This is a genomic window from Rhizorhabdus dicambivorans, from assembly GCF_002355275.1.
Classification (GTDB): Bacteria; Pseudomonadota; Alphaproteobacteria; order Sphingomonadales; family Sphingomonadaceae; genus Rhizorhabdus; species Rhizorhabdus dicambivorans.
The window spans coordinates 3,188,147-3,203,588 of record NZ_CP023449.1; the positions used below are offsets into that span (position 1 = coordinate 3,188,147).

Genomic DNA, 15,442 nt, shown 5'->3' on the forward strand with positions numbered 1-15,442 from the left:
TCAGCGCGGCCACATCTGCGCGGCGTGCAGCACCCGCAAAATCGTCACGGCCCGTGCGTCTTCGGCATAGACGACAATGTAGCTTTTCCGGACCAGCATCTCGCGGGTGCCTGCGACCCGGCCAGCCTGATACATTTTTGGATTATCGACGAGTTGGGTAGCCTTGGCCTCGACGTCATCGAGCAGGGCGAGCGCAGCGTCCGGATTGTCATCCGAGATATAGTCGACGATCGCCAGCAGGTCGGCGCGCGCCGCCTCCCGCCATTCAAGCCTTGATTTGGCCACGCCGCTTCCGCTCGATCAAGGCGCGGGTATCCGCCATGACCCGGTCATGCTCGACAGGCGGGTTGGTGTCGTCGAGCGCCTCCCGCACCTTCGCGCGGAACCAGGCATCATGCGCAACGGGATCGGCGACCAAGCCAGCGGGAAGCCCGCCCTCCTTCACAATGCGCGTCAACAATATCCGGACCGCATCGGACACGGTAAGCCCGACATTGGCGAGCGTTTCCGAAGCCTGTGCCTTGAGGGTTTCATCCACCCGGACGTGGAGCATCGAGGTCTGGGCGCCCATGCGGAATCTCCTTCCCTCCCCATATGTCTCTCATTTGAGTGACAATCAAGTGTCAGGAACCTCCCCCAGCAGCCAGGCCCGGAAATCGCGCATCGCCGGGCTGTCAGCGCGCGACATCAGGCGAGTCAGCCAGTAGCGACCGGTCATGATCTCGGCCGCGAACGGCCGCGCCAGTTGGCCCGATCCCAGCAGCTTCCCGAACATCGCCGCCGGGGCCAGCGCGACGCCATGGCCGGCGAGCGCGGCGTCCACCATCAGGATCGAACTGTCGAACACCGGCCCGCGCAGGGGCGGACAGCCGGCACCCGCCGCCGCGAACCAGCGCGGCCATTCATCGGCGCGGTAGGAGCGCAGCAGCGCCTCGCCGGCGAGCATCGCCGGGTCGCCGCCGATCCGCCCCGCCACCTCGGGCGTGCAAAGCGGCGTGAGAGGCGCCGCCATCACCGGCTCGGCATGGATGCCATGCCACGCGCCGTCCCCGAAGCGAATGGCGAGATCGAGCCCCTCCCCGGCCAGATCGACGCGATTGTTGTTGGTCATCAGCCTGAGGTCGACATGCGGGTGCGTGGCGGTGAAGCCGGCGAGCCGATCGAGCAGCCAGCCAGTGGCGAAGGTGCCGACCACGCCGATCCGCAGCACCTCGCGCATATGCCCGCCCGCGAAGCGATCGAGCACCTCGCCCATCCGATCGAAGGCGTCGGCGACGACCGGGATCAGCGCCTGCCCCTCGTCGGTCAGCGCCAGCCCGCGCGGCAGGCGGCGGAACAAGGGCGCACCCAACCGCCGTTCGAGCTGCGCGACCTGATGGCTGACCGCCCCCTGGCTGACGCACAGTTCGATCGCGGCGCGGGTGAAGTTGAGGTGGCGCGCCGCCGCCTCGAAGGCGCGCAGGGCGTTCAGCGGCAATTGGGCGCGATCCATCGACAAGACATGAATCAGATTAGGGTCTCTGTCGAGAAATCATGCTTTGTGCGCCGGCGCCTTCTTCCGCACCCTGCTTGCTGTAAGGTCAGGAAAGCGAGGTTTCCCGATGGGCAGGATGGCATTGCTTGGCATGAGCCTGGTTCTGGGTTCGACCGCGCTGCTGGCACAGGCGGCCTCCGATGATCCGCTGCTCAAACCGATCGAACCCGAGTTCGCCCAGCGCTGGCTGACGCCCCAGCCCGCCACCCGCATCCATGGCCGGACATGGCTGGTCGGCTTCGGCGGGCTCAACGTCGCCTTGATCAAGACCAGTGCCGGGCTGATCCTGATCGACGGGGCGGTGCCCCAGAGCGTGGCCGACCTGAAGGCCAATATCCGTTCGGCCGGCTTCGACATCCGCGACGTCAGGCTGATCCTGAGCACCGAGCCGCATTACGACCATGCCGGCGGGCTGGCGGCGCTGGCCCGCGACAGCGGGGCGACCGTGCTGGCGAGCGCCCCGGCCGTCGCCGTGCTGCGCGCCGGCCGCAGCGGCGCCGACGACCCGCAGATGGCGTGGCTGCCGCCGCTGCCCTCCCCCGCCCGGCTGCGCGCGGTGAAGGATGGGGAGACGATCCGGCTCGGCGATACGGGGGTGACCGCGATCGCGACGCCGGGCCACACCGCCGGATCGATGAGCTGGCGCTGGAAGAGCTGCGAGGAAGGCCGCTGCCTCCCGATCGTCTTCGCGTCGAGCCTCAACCCGGTCGCGGCGCCCGGCTATCGCTTCTCCGATCCGGCGCATGCCGCGACGGTGAGGTCCTTTCGGCGCAGCATCGCCCGGATGAAAAGGCTGGACTGCGGGATATTGCTGAGCGCGCATCCCGATCAGTCGGGCGGCGATGCCAAGCTGGCCCGCTTCCTGCAGCAGCCTCGCCCCAATCCGTTCGTGGATGCCAGGGCGTGCCGCGTCTATGGGGAGAGGTTCGAGGGGCTGCTCGACCGGAAGCTGGCGGAGGAGACGAAGGCCTCGGCCGCTGATCACGACTTCCAATAGCCCACGCGTCACCCTGAACTTGTTTCAGGGTCCACTCCGCCGCCCGCTCCGGCGCTCCCGTGGACGGGTGGATGCTGAAACAAGTTCAGCATGACGGCCAAATGGCCCGTGCTCCACCTTCAGGCGTCAACGGATGACGCTGCCCTGCTTCAGCCCGCCGTCCTGATTCAATCCACCCCGACCAGCAGGCCGTCGCCGATCCAGCGGCCGAGCATCGCGCCCGCCGCCGCGACGCCCTGTTCCTCCCCGAGCAGGTCGATCAGCGCCGCGCAGATCGCGCCGAAGCTGGCGCCATCACGGGCCAGTTCGATCGCCCGCACCTCGCCCGGCTCGGCGGTGCGGAAGCAGGAGGTGAAGGCGTTGCGCCAGACCAGGACGGTGGCGGGTTCGGCCAGCCGCTCGGCGGGCGGCGGCATCTCCCCGGCCGACAGCGCCGACCAGATTGCCGCCGCGTTGCTGCGGAACGGCGCGGTCGTCAGCGTCGGGCCGAGCCGCAGCACCGCATGATCCCAGTCGACCGCAGCGAGCGCCGCCGGATCGAGCGGATCGGCATCGGGGCCGACAAACGCCTCCGACAGCGCCAGGTCGAGCCAGCCCAGCTCGGCGATCTCGGGATCGCCGGGGAACAGCAGTTCGAGCGTCTCGGGGAAATCCTTCGCATAGGCATCGAGCGTCCATGCGTGCGGCGGGGTGACGTCGATATGCGCCGCCGCCGTCGACAGGAAACGCTCCTCGCCGATCCACAGCCGCACCCGTTCGAATGCTTCCGACAGGCAGGCGACCAGCGAGGCGCGGTAATTGTTCTGGTAAACGTCGAGCCCGGCCCGCGCGCCCGGCCCCAGCCGTTCGGCGGCCTCGCCCGACGCATCGGCGATCCAGGCGCGGAAGTCGCGCTGCAGTTCCAGCAGGCTCATGCCGCCACCTTCGGCCTATGGGGCTTGGCGATGTCGCGGGCGATCTGCAACTCGTCGAGCAGTTCGGCGAGCGGCGGGATATCGTCGTCGCGTTCGATCATGGTGGGCACCGGGCCGACCCGCCCGATCGCCTCCTCATAGAGCGCCCAGACCGGGGGCGGCACCGGCTTGTCATGGGTATCGATCAGCAGCTTGCGGCCCTGACTGTGGCCGGCGAGGTGTATCTGGCCGACCCGATCGGCGGGCACCCCCGCCAGATAGTCGCGCGGATCGAAGCCGTGGTTCGAACCGCTGACATAGATGTTGTTGACGTCGAGCAGCAGCCCACAGCCGGTGCGGGCGCACATCGCATCAAGGAATTCCCATTCGGTCATCGGGCAATCGTCGAACGCGACATAGCTCGACGGATTCTCGATCAGCATCGCCCGGCCCAGCACGTCCTGGGCGATGGCGATGTTGGCGCAGACCATGTCCAGCGCTTCCTCGGTATAGGGCAGCGGCAGCAGGTCGTGCGAATTGAAGCCCTCGATCCGCGTCCAGCAGAGATGATCGGAGACGACCATCGGCTCGATCTCGTCGACCAGCGCGCGCAGCCGCGCCAGATAGTCGCGGTCGACGCCATCGGCCGATCCCACCGACATCGATACGCCGTGCAGCGCCACCGGATGCCGCTCGCGCACCTGGCGCAGTGTGTGACGCGGGCGGCCGCCCGGCACCATGAAATTCTCGGAGATGACCTCGACGAAATCGACCGCGACGGGCGCGTCGCCATCGAGGAAGTCGGCATAATGCGGCTTGCGCAGGCCGAGGCCGAAAGTTGGGCCGATGCTGGGAACGGGCATGGCTGCCTCGCGAACAAGAGCCCCGGCCGGGCGCAAAAGGGCGCGCGCGGCCGGGGATAGGGATTACTTCTTGGCTTCGGTCGTGGTGCCGCCGGCGGCGGTGCAGGCCTCGGCGGTCATTTCCTTGAAGCCATGGCCCTTGCAGGCGTTCTGGCCCTTGCAGGCATGCTCGGCAGTCTTGCAGTCCGAGCTGCCCTTGCAGCTGTTCACGCCATAGCAGTGGACCTTGGCGTCCTTGCCCGAATCGGCGATCGCGGGCGCGGCGCCGATCGCGGCGATCGCGATGAGGGCGGCCGAGGCGGCGGCGCTGACGCCGGTCTTTACGGTGATCATGGTGACAATCTCCCCTAGGGTTCTGCCGGAGGTGGCTCCCACAACTACGGTGGGAAGCCCGGCCGGGTTACAGTGCCACCGAAATATTTCACCCCCGCTAAATTACCAACGCAGCAGGCGCGGCCCGACCAGGGCACCGATCGCCGCCATCGCGGCGATGCCCAGCGAATACCAGGTCAGCACGAACATCGCCGAGGTTTCGGGGCAGTGCAGGCAATAGAGCGTCGCCGCGCAGGCCCCCGCCGCGAGCCCAGCCGCCGCGCCTGCGGCGCGCAGCCGGGTCGGTGCCAGCCGGCGATAGGCCCAGAGCAGGCCGATGAAGATCGGGATCGACAGGCGCAGCACGATCCACGGGCACTGCTTCCAGCTCCGCCCCAGCCACATGGCGAACCACTGGTCGGAAGGCGTCCGCGCCATTTCGACCAGCCCGATCGCGGCGAGCAGCAGCACCGGCAGGCCGAGCAGCCACAGGCCGCGCAGCGGCACCGGCTCGGGCCGGGCGAGCTGGATCGCCGCGGACACCGCGACGGTGCCGAGCGAAGCGGTGTAGATCCACTTCATCCAGAAGGTGTAGCCGCGCATCGCCACGTCGAAATCGGGCCGGAAGCCCAGCCACCAGCCGATCAGCGCGACGGTCGCCGCGCCGCCCACGCCCAGGCCGGCGGCGATGCGCAGGCCGACGGCGTTGCGCGGCACCGGCCGGAGATCGGCGGCGAGCGAGCGGATCAGGGCATCGCTGTCCATCATGCCTGCCCCCGCACCCGCGCGTTGAGCGCCTTAAGCCCGCGATGGACCGATACCTTGACGTCGGACTCGCCGATCCCTGCGCTCGACGCCGCCTCGGCGATGCTGAGCCCGTCGAGCCGCGTGTCGCGTATCGCATCGGCCTGCTTGCGCGGCAGGGTGTCGAGCAGGCGGGCGACGTCCATCCGGGCGATGCTGGCGTCCTCAAACCCTTCGCAGGCGAGGATATCGGCAAGGTCCTCGATCGGGCAGGCCTGCCGCCGCCGCCGGAAATGATCGATCATCTTGTAGCGGGCAATCGCGAACAGCCACACCGCGAAGGGGCGTTCGGGATCATAGGTGGCACGCCGCGTGTGGACGGCGATCAATGTTTCCTGCACGAGGTCCTCGACATCCTCGGCGGCGTCGCGCACGCGCCGCCGATAAAAAGCCTGGAGCAGCGGTACGAGCGCCGAGAGCAGCGTGGCATGGGCACCGGCGTCGCCCTTCAGGCCGCCGATCATCCAGGCTCGCAACTGATCCTCGCTTGCTCGCATATGCGCTCCCCTGGACACGCATTCGGCAGAACCGTGCACGAGGTTACACAAGGATCGATGACGGCGGAAAAATAAATTTCGCCGCCCCGCCTGTAACGATCTCCGCCGCCGGCCCGAACTTCCCGCCGTGACCCTGGCGCATCCCCTTCTGCCAGGTCGCGACACGCTTTCGAACAGGAGACCGAGATGACCACCACCACCCATGCCGCCATCGCCGCCAGCCTGGCGCTGGCCTTCGCCACCGGCGCCGCCCATGCCGCCGACGACGCGGCCAAGAAGACCGAGAAATGCTATGGCGTCGCGCTCGCCGGCAAGAATGACTGCGCCGCGGGCGCGGGCACCAGCTGCGCCGGCACCTCCAAGGTCGATTATCAGGGCAACAGCTGGAAGCTGGTCCCCGCCGGCACCTGCACCAAGACCAAGACTCCCAAGGGTTTCGGATCGCTCACCCCCAAGAAGGCCTGACGCCCGTCCCCGCGCGGCCCGGCAGGACCGGTCCGCGCGGGCGACGCACCGGAGAGATGCCATGTCCGCCCTGCTTCCACTCTACCGCCGCGCGACGCGGCTGGCCGAAAGGCTGCTGCCCGACGCGCTGCTGCTGCTCGTCGCCCGCGTCGGCGTCGCTTCGATCTTCTTCCTGTCGGGCCGTACCAAGGTCGACGGCCTGCTGACGATCACCGACACCACCTATGAACTGTTCCGCACCGAATATGCCCTCCCCTTCGCGCCGCCCGAGATCGCGGCGCATGCGGCGACCTATTCGGAGCATTTCTTCCCGATCCTGCTGGTGCTGGGCCTGGCGACGCGTCCGGCGGCGCTGGCGCTGCTCGGCATGACGACGGTGATCGAAATCTGCGTCTATCCCGACGCCTGGCCCACCCATCTGAGCTGGGCAGGGCTGCTGCTGCCGCTGATCGCCAAGGGCGGCGGCGCCTGGTCGCTCGACCGGCTGATCAGGCGCGCCGCGAAGGCGGAGGACTGACGCCATGGCCGCGCCCGTCCCCGCCCGCCCGCGCCCCCGGGTCGTCATCGTCGGGGCGGGCTTCGCCGGCCTGTCAGCGGCGCGCGAGCTCGCCCGCCACGATGTCGACATCGTGCTGATCGACAAGCAGAACCACCATCTGTTCCAGCCGCTGCTCTATCAGGTGGCGACCGCCGGCCTGTCCCCCGCCGACATCGCCCAGCCGATCCGCTCGATCGTGCGCCGGCAGCCGCGCACCCAGGTGCTGCTCGACAGCGTCGACGGTGTCGACAAGGCGGCACGGCAGGTCCGCCTCGCCAGCGGGGCGGCGCTGGATTATGACGCGCTGATCGTCGCGACCGGCGCGCGGCACAGCTATTTCGGCGCGAGCTGGGCCGATCGCGCGCCCGGCATCAAGACCATCGACGATGCGATCAGCGTGCGCCGCACGATCCTACTGGCGCTCGAGAAGGCCGAGACGAGCCGCCAGGAGCATCTGGCCGAGCGCGCCGAATATCTGACCTTCGTGGTCGTCGGCGGCGGCCCGACCGGCGTGGAGATGGCGGGCGCCATCGCCGAACTGACCCGCGCGGCGGCGGAGGCCGAGTTCCCGCACATCACCCGCCATTGCGTGCGGATCATCCTGGTCCAGTCCGAGCAACGGCTGCTGCCGAGCTTCCCGCCATCGCTGGGCGCCGCGGCGCAACGCGCGCTCGAAGGCCTCGGCGTCCAGGTCCGGCTGGGCAGCCGGGTGACGGCGATCGACGACGACGGCGTCATCATCGCCGACCAGCGGATCGCCGCGAGCACGGTGGTCTGGGCGGCCGGGGTGCGCGCCTCGCCGGCGGCGGGCTGGCTCGACGCCGCAGCCGACCGCGCCGGCCGGGTGATCGTCGGCGGCGACCTGGCGGTGCCCGGCGATCCGCATATCTTCGTGATCGGCGACACCGCCGCCGTGGTCGATGCCAGCGGCAAGCCGGTGCCGGGCATCGCGCCGGCCGCCAAGCAGATGGGCCGCCACGCCGCGCGCACCGCGCTGGCCAGGCTGCGCGGCGCCGCCGGCCCCGGGGCATTCCGCTATCGCAGCTTCGGCAATCTGGCGACGATCGGGCGCAAATGCGCGGTGGTCGATTTCGGCTGGCTGAGGCTGTCAGGCCTGCTTGCCTGGCTGCTCTGGTCGGCGGCGCACATCTATTTCCTGATCGGCTTCCGCAATCGCCTGATCGTCTGCGCCAACTGGGCGTGGAACTATATCACTTTCGATCGCGGCGCGCGGCTGATTACCGGCATCGACCGGACCATGTAGCGCAGGGGCGGCGCCCGGGCACCGCCCCTGATTTGTTCATATCCTGCCGAGCAGGACCAGGATCAGCAGGATGACGACGATGAGGCCGAGGCCCCCCGACGGGCCGTAGCCCCAGCTGCGGCTGTAGCCCCAAGTCGGCAGCGCGCCGACCAGCAGCAGGATCAGGACGATCAAAAGAATGGTTCCGAGCATGTGCAACTCCCTGTTTGGGTCGTTACGTAACAAATGATGGCTGCCCCCGTTCCGCGTGGAACCGCGATCAGGGCCGGCCCGTAATGGATATATTAGGAAGTTTGCTGCACCACATTCGGCTGGACACCAGTGGGAAGCTTGAAATTGCGCGGATTGCAGAGCGAAATCCATGGCGATCGCCGCCCGCTCGTCCTCATCGTCGAGGATGAGCATTTCGTGCGGATGATGGCGGTGGATGCGCTGCAGGACGCCGGCTATGCGACGATCGAGGCCGAGGACGGGGATCGCGCGCTGACCCTGCTGGACGAGCGGGACGACATCGAACTGGTCTTCACCGACATCCGCATGCCGGGCCAGATCGACGGCCTCGATCTCGCCCGCCGCATCCAGAGCTTCCGCCCCCGCACCCCGGTCGTGCTGACATCGGGCCATATGTTCGAGGGCGATCGGGATATTCCGGCCTCCACGCCCTTCCTGCAGAAGCCTTATCGGGCTGCGGCGCTGATCGGCCAGCTCGACAGGATTTTCGGCCGCGCCTGAACCGCGCGGGCGTTTGCGGCGTTGAACCGGCATGACAACGACGATCGAGGAGGGCCGCAGGCTGGTGGATGCGATGCGCGACGCGGCCCGCCGGCATGCGTCGCACTGGGAGGCTCTGGTCCCCGACGCGAGCACGGTGAACGCCGCCGCCGAGGAGGCTGAGGAAACCGCCTATGCGGAGATGGCGCTGGCGAAGCGGGCGCTGCGCGATCATATCTGCGCCACCTATGGGATCACCCCGCGCGAGTTGAGCAGCCTGGCGATACCCTGAGCTGAAAAGGGAGCGCGATCCGATGGAAGATGGCTGCTGGCTCTGCGGCCGCCCGCTCGGCCGGCGGATCGAATGGCACCATCCGGTTCCGAAAAGCCGGGGCGGCCGCGAGACGGTGGCGGTCCATCCGATCTGCCACCGCACCATCCACGCCCATCTGGACAATGCCCAGCTGGCGCGCCTTCCCACCGGGCCGCACGCCCTGCGCGACCGGCCCGACATCGCCCGTTTCCTCGCCTGGGTCGCGGACAAGCCGCCCGATTTCCACGCCCCCACCCATGGCGCGCGCCGACGCTAGACCGGCTCGATCCCACGCCCCGAAACCCCGCCTTATGTGCATGTGCGCACAGAGGAACCACCGCCCCTCAGGATGGTTCTGCACCCGAGCCGGAAAGCCCCCCTCTACCCTCGGCTCTGGAGAGTGGCGACCCGCCGGAACCACGGCCCGGCGGGTCCCCTTTCGGGCTCGCGATCCCGCCGCAAATCAACTATACATGCCCCAGGGCACAATTCCGCGCATATCGGGGGCGGTTTGTGCTTGATCCGTGCCCCGCCCCGCCGTCCTCCAGGGCGGGGCGTCACGGCGACAGATACATCCAGGGGGTCCCGTTCATGTCATCCTCGCCGCCGAGCGCGCGGACGCGCGTCAAGCGCGTCCACGAGCGCGCCGCCTATGATCGCGCAACGCTCCACGCCGTGCTCGACGCAGGCATGATCTGCCATGTCGGCTACGCCTTCGACGGCTATCCGGTGGTGACGCCGACGCTGTACTGGCGCGAGGGCGACGCGATCTACTGGCACGGTTCCAGCGCCAGCCGCGCGCTGAAGGCTAGCCAGGACCTGGAGGTCTGCCTGACCGTCACCCATATCGACGGGCTGGTGCTGGCCCGATCGGCCTTCCACCATTCGGCCAACTACCGTTCGGCAATGATCTTCGGCACCGCGAGACTCGTGACCGGCGACAGCGAGAAGCTGGCGCGGCTCAGGGCGATGATGGACACGCTCTATCCCGGACGCTGGGACGCGCTTCGCCCGGTCTCCGAACAGGAGCTGAAGGCGACCCGCATCCTGTGGATGCCGCTCGACGAGGCCTCGGTGAAGATCCGCACGGGCGCGCCGATCGACGACGAGGAGGACATGGCCGATAATGTCTGGGCCGGCGTGGTGCCGTTTCGGATCGGCTTCGACACGCCGGTGCCAGATCCGACGACCGAGGCGGCCGGGCGACAGGCACCGGATGTCACCGATCGGCTGACCACGTCATAACGGCCGGGCCGCGGCGGCCAGCGGGCCCTGCGCGAAGGTCTCCGTGAGATGATCGATGAACGCCCGCACCCGATGCGGCACCGGCCCGCCCGCCGTGTAGACGGCGTGGATCGGCTCCAGGTCGCCGGGATTATAGTCTTCGAGCAGCGGAACCAGCCGGCCTGCGGCGATATGCTCGACGACGTGGAACTGGCCGGTCCGCGCGATGCCCACCCCTTCTATCGCCATCTGGCGCAGCGTGTCTCCGTTGTTGACGAGCAGACGCCCCGACACGGGCTGCTGCACGTCGCGGCCATCGACCCGGAAGGGCCAGCTCGGGCGATCCCGACGGAAGGTGAAGCTCAGGCATTCATGGCTTTCCAGATCACGGGGCGTGCGCGGCACGCCGCACCGCTCCAGATAGGCCGGCGCGGCGCAGACGATCCGGCGACTCTCGCCCAGCTTGCGGGCGATGAGGTTGCTGTCGGGCAGGGTCCCCATCCGGATCGCGATATCGGTGCGCTGGGCGAGAAGATCGATGACATCGTCGGTCAGGCTGAAATCCACCCTCAAGCCCGGATGGCGCTCGAGAAAGGCGGGAATGGCCGGCGCGACATACATGCGGCCGAACGGAATGGAGGCGCTCACCCGCAACCGGCCCCGCACCGTTCCCCCGCCGATCTGCTGGTCGGCATCGTCGATGTCGCGCAGGATACGCAACGCCGCGTGATGATAGGCCTCCCCTTCCTCGGTGAGGGTCAGCGCGCGGGTGGTGCGCAGCAGCAGGCGCGCGCCGAGCCTATCCTCCAGCCGGGCGATGAGCTTGCTGACGGCAGAGGGGGTGAGGTCCAGCGTGCGCGCGGCGGCCGAGAAGCCGCCTTCCTGCACGACCCGCGCAAACACTTCCATCTCGCCCGACCGTTCCATCTGGATGCGCGACATTGATGAACCCTATTCACAGCTGATTTCATTTTTCAGGAAATAGTCTGGCTGTCCGCCAATAGCTAGATAGCGGTCAACCAAGGATCGGAGGACGACATGGACCTGCAGCTTACCGACAAGACCGCCCTCGTCACCGGCGGCACCGCCGGCATCGGCCTGGAGATTGCCCGCGCCCTGGCCCGGGAGGGCGCCCATGTGACGATCACCGGGCGTGACCAGGCCAGGCTCGACGCGGCGATCGCCGATATCCGGGCCTCGGGCGGCAATGCCGTCCGCGGCATTGCTGCCGACGCCGCCACCGCCGAAGGGGCGAACGCGATCGCCGCCGCCGCGCCGACGGTCGACATACTCGTCAACAATCTCGGCATCTATGAGAGCAAATCCTTCGCCGATATCGCCGATGAGGACTGGACCCGTCTGTTCGACGTCAATGTGATGAGCGGGGTACGCCTGTCGCGCGCCTATCTCCAGGGCATGCTCGACCGCGACTGGGGCCGGATCATCTTCATCGCCAGCGAGTCCGGCCTGATGATCCCCCCCGACATGATCCATTACGGTATGACCAAGACGGCGCAGCTCGCCGTCGCGCGCGGCCTTGCCCAACTCACCCGCGGGACCCGCGTCACCGTCAATTCGGTGTTGCCCGGGCCCACCAGAGCCGCCGGCATCGTCGACTTCCTGCGGAGCCAGGCCAGCGACCCCGATGCCCCGGTGGAACAGTTGGAAACCGAGTTCTTCGCCACGGCGCGCGCATCGTCGCTGATCCAGCGCATGCTCGACCCCGCCGAGGTCGCCGATCTCGTCGCCTATGTCGCCAGCCCGCGCTCGTCGGCAACCAACGGCGCCGCGCTGCGGGCCGAAGGCGGGCTCGTCAACCACATCGCCTGAACGGCTGGCGACTTCCGGCGGGCCGCTCGATCATGCTATCGGATCGCCGTGCCCGCCCCGCCTCCCCACCCGCTCGATCGCCCGATCTGGAATGCGCTGTGCGGCCGGCAGGCGGGGCTGGCATCGGGCGACCGGCTGGCGCGGCGCTACCGTGCGGATATCAGCCCGTTCGCGGCGTCACGCGACGATAGCCCTGAAGCTCTTGCCGCGCTTGCCGCGCTGCTCTCCGCCGATCGCGACGCGGTGGCGCTGGAGGCCGGGACAATCGCCGTACCGCCCGGCGCCGTGGTGGAGAAGCAGGCGCTCGGCGTCCAGATGGTCGCCGGGACCCTGCCGGCCCCGGTCGCCGACGACCGGGTGATCGCCTTGGGGGATGCCGACGCCGCCGAGATGCTGGCACTGGCGACGCTGACCGAGCCTGGCCCCTTCCTGGCCAACACCCATTTGTTCGGCGGCTTCATCGGGGTCAGGATCGACGGGCGGCTGGCGGCGATGACCGGCGAACGGCTCAAGCCCGACGGTTTCACCGAGGTCAGCGGGGTCTGCACCCATCCCGATTTCCGGGGCCGTGGTCTGGCCGGCCTGCTTTCCACCATCGTCGCCCACCGCATCGCGGCGCGCGGCGAGACGCCCTTCCTCCATGCCTATGCCAGCAATGGGGGCGCGATCCGGCTCTATGAATCGCTTGGCTTCCGCATTCGGACCGAAGTGTCGGTGATGGTGCTGCGGCGGGCCGATCAGGACGCGGGCGACAGCTTCAGCAACCGACCACCCTTGCCGTCCTCCAACACGTAAACGGCACCGTCCGGGCCCTGATCGACGGCGCGGATGCGCTGCCCCATATCGTAGCGGGCTTCCTCCCGCGCGCCGTCATCGCCGAGCGCCACCAGGATCAGCGCCTTGCCCGACAGTGCACCGACCAGCGCCTTGCCGCGCCATTTCGGGAAGAGGCCACCCGAATAGACGAGCAGGCTCGATGGCGAGATCGACGGATTCCAGCTGACCCTGGGCGCTTCGAGATCGGGGCGGGTCGGATGGTCGGGGATCGGCTTGCCGTCATAATGATCGCCGTTCGAGACCAGCGGCCAGCCATAGTTGCGGCCCGGCAGGATGAGATTCACCTCGTCGCCGCCCTTGGGCCCCATCTCGGCATCCCACAGCCGCCCCTTGCCGTCGAAGGCGAGGCCGAGCGGGTTGCGGTGCCCATAGCTCCATATCGCCGGGTCGAAGCTCTTGGCAGCCAGTGGATTTCCCGGCGCGGGCCTGCCGTCCATCGTCAGCCGGACGATCTTGCCCAGCACGCCGTCCGGCTCCTGCGCGGGCGTGAATTTCTGGCGCTCTCCCATCGAGAAGAAGAGGTGGCCGTCGGGCGAAAAGGCGATGCGCCCGGCATAATGGCCGCCGCTCCTGTCCGGATGGGCGCGATAGAGGGTCGTGACATCGTCGAGCCGCGCCCCATCGGCACCGCCCACCAGCCTGCCCCGTGCCAGCACGATCGCATTGGGCGAGCCCGGCGCCGAATAGCTGAAATAGACCTGCCCGTTGGCGGCAAAATCGGGGTGCGCCACCACCTCGCCGAGCGCGCCCTGCCCGCTCGCATTGACCTCCGGAACGCCCGTGACGGCGGTGCGCTGACGGCCATCGGCCGACAGCAGCAGCATCCGCCCGGTCTTTTCGGTGACAAGCATCCGCCCATCGGGCAGAAAGGCCAGCGCCCAGGGGCTGTCGAAGCTCGCCACCTCGGCCGCCTTGAAGGGCTTGGCGGCGGAAGGCCGCTCGCCGGTGATCGGCGCCTGTGCGGCAGGCGCGACGGCCGGCAACGCGACCAGCAGCGCGAAGGCGCTTGCGAGAGGATGCATGATCGAATCTCCTGTTTCGCTTGCTTCAACGCCGCATGGCGCTGGCGGGTTTCCCGCTCAGCCGATCGGCTTGAGCCCGCTCAGCTTCATCGTCGCGGGCGCCTCGCCGGGCAGCAGCACGATCGCGTCGAAGCCATGGACGATCTCGCGGAACGCCACCGCCTCCAGATCCTTGAGCCCGACGCGAAGCTGGCGCTGCAGCGGGCGAAGCGGGCGCAGGTCGATCACCGTCGGCACCGTCGGCGGTTCGGCCGGGAGCATCACCCGCAGCTCGGGCGGCGTATCGCCATAGCCCTTGCCGGCGGCCAGCGGCACGATCATCACCCCATAGCCCTCGCGCCCGTTGGCGATGGCGAATTCATGGGCGAGGTTGCCGATCGGGAAGGCCTGGGTCGGGTTCTTGCCATGGAACATGTGATTGGCGCCGAATTTGAACATCGCTCTGGGGAGCTTCCCGCCCGCCGCCATGCGGTGGTAGCAGCGCAGGAACAGCCGCTTGAGCCACGTCTCCCGCACCGTATTGTTGTAGAGGCCGACCGGCTCACCCGCCTCGGCGCGGCGATAATAGCCGAATATCTCGGACGATCGGACCAGCCCCAGCAGCATCTCGTCGGCGCGTGATCCCGGCCTGGCGCCATAGGCGGCGCGCAGCCGCTCCAGCCGCTCGGTCATGCCCGGTGCGATCAGGAAATTGACGCTGTAGGTCGGCTCGCCGTCCAGCTTGCGCGCGAGCGCGAGCAATGCCTCGAGCTCGGCGCGCACCGCCGGCTTCGGCGCGATGCGGATCAACTCCTCCAGATAGCGCGGCACGCCGACCGCCTGCTCGACGCCGCAGATCGCCATCGGCCCCTTGTCGAGCCGGCCCGCGAGCGCCAGCAGCTCGATATCCTGATCCGATCCGAACTCGAAGGACCCCGGATAGCGGCCGACATAGCGGCCGATCTCCACCGCGTCGCCGCGACGCTCCGGCGCCAGCACATCCTCCATCGCATAGCGATCCTGCTCGACGACGAGGTGGCGAAAGCCGTGGCGGCCATGCAGCATGCGATAGAGCGCCGCCGCGAACAGCGGCGTCTCCCGCCAATAATGATCCTCGCCCAGCAGCACGAACTGGGCCTCGGCCGTCGCCCCCTCCAGGAAGACCGCGCCCGGCCCGGTCAGCGCCGATCCGCCATCATAGGCGAAGGGCCGGCTGTTCGCGGCGATCACCGCCGGCAGGTCGATCCTCGCCGGATCGGCGGCGATGGCCGGCGCCGCCAGCATCAGCGCCGCCAGCAGCACGCTTCCCCGCTTCATCGACCGCATCATCGCCTCCGCATCCGTATTACACAACTAATA

General features: G+C 68.6%; 22 protein-coding genes. 10 read left to right on the plus strand and 12 right to left on the minus strand.

Features of this window, described 5'->3' with window-relative positions:
- Genes CMV14_RS15030 through CMV14_RS15040 form a run of 3 tightly spaced genes read right to left on the minus strand, consistent with a single transcriptional unit; the run spans position 1 to position 1,492 of the window.
- A complete protein-coding gene (locus CMV14_RS15030) occupies positions 1–285 on the minus strand; it encodes a type II toxin-antitoxin system RelE/ParE family toxin (RefSeq protein ID WP_066962939.1) in 285 nt (94 codons plus the stop codon).
- On the minus strand, positions 266–571 hold the full coding sequence (locus CMV14_RS15035; RefSeq protein WP_066962942.1) for a type II toxin-antitoxin system RelB/DinJ family antitoxin: 306 nt from the start codon (positions 569–571) through the stop codon (positions 266–268). The genes CMV14_RS15030 and CMV14_RS15035 overlap by 20 nt, the downstream gene beginning before the upstream one ends.
- A 45-nt stretch (positions 572–616) precedes the next feature.
- Entirely contained in the window at positions 617–1,492 is an 876-nt protein-coding gene (locus CMV14_RS15040; RefSeq protein ID WP_066962945.1) for a LysR family transcriptional regulator, read from the minus strand.
- A gap of 133 nt (positions 1,493–1,625) precedes the next feature.
- On the opposite strand from CMV14_RS15040, the gene bla reads away from it, so the two are divergent.
- Positions 1,626–2,531: a subclass B3 metallo-beta-lactamase gene (bla, locus tag CMV14_RS15045; RefSeq protein WP_238147050.1), complete on the plus strand. Its 906-nt coding sequence runs from the start codon at positions 1,626–1,628 to the stop codon at positions 2,529–2,531.
- 167 nt (positions 2,532–2,698) lie between these two features.
- On the opposite strand, the gene CMV14_RS15050 is transcribed toward bla, so the two are convergent.
- From CMV14_RS15050 to CMV14_RS15070, 5 genes are all read right to left on the minus strand, one after another.
- On the minus strand, positions 2,699–3,445 hold the full coding sequence (locus CMV14_RS15050) for an HvfC/BufC family peptide modification chaperone (protein ID WP_066962956.1): 747 nt from the start codon (positions 3,443–3,445) through the stop codon (positions 2,699–2,701).
- A complete protein-coding gene (gene bufB, locus CMV14_RS15055) occupies positions 3,442–4,287 on the minus strand; it encodes an MNIO family bufferin maturase (protein WP_066962958.1) in 846 nt (281 codons plus the stop codon). Before bufB ends, CMV14_RS15050 begins: the two co-directional genes overlap by 4 nt.
- 63 nt (positions 4,288–4,350) lie before the next feature.
- Positions 4,351–4,620: a BufA2 family periplasmic bufferin-type metallophore gene (gene bufA2 / locus CMV14_RS15060; protein WP_066962962.1), complete on the minus strand. Its 270-nt coding sequence runs from the start codon at positions 4,618–4,620 to the stop codon at positions 4,351–4,353.
- A 102-nt stretch (positions 4,621–4,722) separates the two neighbouring features.
- On the minus strand, positions 4,723–5,364 hold the full coding sequence (locus CMV14_RS15065; protein ID WP_066962967.1) for an NrsF family protein: 642 nt from the start codon (positions 5,362–5,364) through the stop codon (positions 4,723–4,725).
- Entirely contained in the window at positions 5,364–5,900 is a 537-nt protein-coding gene (locus tag CMV14_RS15070; protein WP_066962970.1) for a sigma-70 family RNA polymerase sigma factor, read from the minus strand. Before CMV14_RS15070 ends, CMV14_RS15065 begins: the two co-directional genes overlap by 1 nt.
- A 186-nt stretch (positions 5,901–6,086) precedes the next feature.
- Between CMV14_RS15070 and bufA1 the strand changes: the two genes are divergently transcribed.
- From bufA1 to CMV14_RS15085, 3 genes are all read left to right on the plus strand, one after another.
- On the plus strand, positions 6,087–6,365 hold the full coding sequence (gene bufA1 / locus CMV14_RS15075) for a BufA1 family periplasmic bufferin-type metallophore (protein WP_066962973.1): 279 nt from the start codon (positions 6,087–6,089) through the stop codon (positions 6,363–6,365).
- Positions 6,366–6,426: 61 nt separating this feature from the next.
- On the plus strand, positions 6,427–6,882 hold the full coding sequence (locus CMV14_RS15080; RefSeq protein WP_066962975.1) for a DoxX family protein: 456 nt from the start codon (positions 6,427–6,429) through the stop codon (positions 6,880–6,882).
- Positions 6,883–6,886: 4 nt separating this feature from the next.
- Entirely contained in the window at positions 6,887–8,167 is a 1,281-nt protein-coding gene (locus tag CMV14_RS15085; RefSeq protein ID WP_066962978.1) for an NAD(P)/FAD-dependent oxidoreductase, read from the plus strand.
- A gap of 36 nt (positions 8,168–8,203) precedes the next feature.
- Here CMV14_RS15085 and CMV14_RS15090 read toward each other — a convergent pair whose 3' ends face one another.
- Positions 8,204–8,359 (minus strand): DUF3309 family protein, encoded by a 156-nt coding sequence (locus tag CMV14_RS15090; protein WP_066962981.1) that lies wholly within the window; start codon positions 8,357–8,359, stop codon positions 8,204–8,206.
- A gap of 144 nt (positions 8,360–8,503) precedes the next feature.
- Here CMV14_RS15090 and CMV14_RS15095 point away from each other — a divergent pair, with 144 nt between their 5' ends.
- The 4 genes from CMV14_RS15095 to CMV14_RS15110 all read left to right on the plus strand — a co-directional run bounded on the left by CMV14_RS15095 (position 8,504) and on the right by CMV14_RS15110 (position 10,436).
- Positions 8,504–8,899, plus strand: a complete 396-nt coding sequence (locus CMV14_RS15095; RefSeq protein WP_066962983.1) for a response regulator — start codon at positions 8,504–8,506, stop codon at positions 8,897–8,899.
- 31 nt (positions 8,900–8,930) lie between these two features.
- Positions 8,931–9,170: a hypothetical protein gene (locus CMV14_RS15100; protein ID WP_066962985.1), complete on the plus strand. Its 240-nt coding sequence runs from the start codon at positions 8,931–8,933 to the stop codon at positions 9,168–9,170.
- A gap of 22 nt (positions 9,171–9,192) precedes the next feature.
- Positions 9,193–9,468 (plus strand): HNH endonuclease, encoded by a 276-nt coding sequence (locus CMV14_RS15105; RefSeq protein WP_066962988.1) that lies wholly within the window; start codon positions 9,193–9,195, stop codon positions 9,466–9,468.
- Between the two features lie 314 nt (positions 9,469–9,782).
- The gene (locus CMV14_RS15110) at positions 9,783–10,436 is read left to right on the plus strand and encodes a pyridoxamine 5'-phosphate oxidase family protein (RefSeq protein ID WP_066962991.1); all 654 of its coding nucleotides are present in this window, start codon (positions 9,783–9,785) and stop codon (positions 10,434–10,436) included.
- On the opposite strand, the gene CMV14_RS15115 is transcribed toward CMV14_RS15110, so the two are convergent.
- Entirely contained in the window at positions 10,431–11,357 is a 927-nt protein-coding gene (locus CMV14_RS15115) for a LysR family transcriptional regulator (RefSeq protein ID WP_066962995.1), read from the minus strand. The genes CMV14_RS15110 and CMV14_RS15115 overlap by 6 nt on opposite strands.
- A gap of 96 nt (positions 11,358–11,453) precedes the next feature.
- Between CMV14_RS15115 and CMV14_RS15120 the strand changes: the two genes are divergently transcribed.
- A complete protein-coding gene (locus CMV14_RS15120) occupies positions 11,454–12,245 on the plus strand; it encodes an SDR family NAD(P)-dependent oxidoreductase (RefSeq protein ID WP_066962998.1) in 792 nt (263 codons plus the stop codon).
- A 48-nt stretch (positions 12,246–12,293) separates the two neighbouring features.
- Positions 12,294–13,040 (plus strand): GNAT family N-acetyltransferase, encoded by a 747-nt coding sequence (locus CMV14_RS15125; protein WP_066963001.1) that lies wholly within the window; start codon positions 12,294–12,296, stop codon positions 13,038–13,040.
- On the opposite strand, the gene CMV14_RS15130 is transcribed toward CMV14_RS15125, so the two are convergent.
- Together CMV14_RS15130 and CMV14_RS15135 are read right to left on the minus strand one after the other, a co-directional pair.
- A complete protein-coding gene (locus tag CMV14_RS15130; protein WP_066963004.1) occupies positions 12,983–14,104 on the minus strand; it encodes a PQQ-dependent sugar dehydrogenase in 1,122 nt (373 codons plus the stop codon). The two genes, CMV14_RS15125 and CMV14_RS15130, sit on opposite strands and share 58 nt — an antisense overlap.
- Positions 14,105–14,161: 57 nt before the next feature.
- Positions 14,162–15,400 carry a hypothetical protein gene (locus CMV14_RS15135; RefSeq protein ID WP_139114706.1) on the minus strand — a complete coding sequence of 413 codons (1,239 nt, stop codon included), beginning with the start codon at positions 15,398–15,400 and terminating at the stop codon, positions 14,162–14,164.
- Between the last annotated feature and the right edge of the window lie 42 nt (positions 15,401–15,442).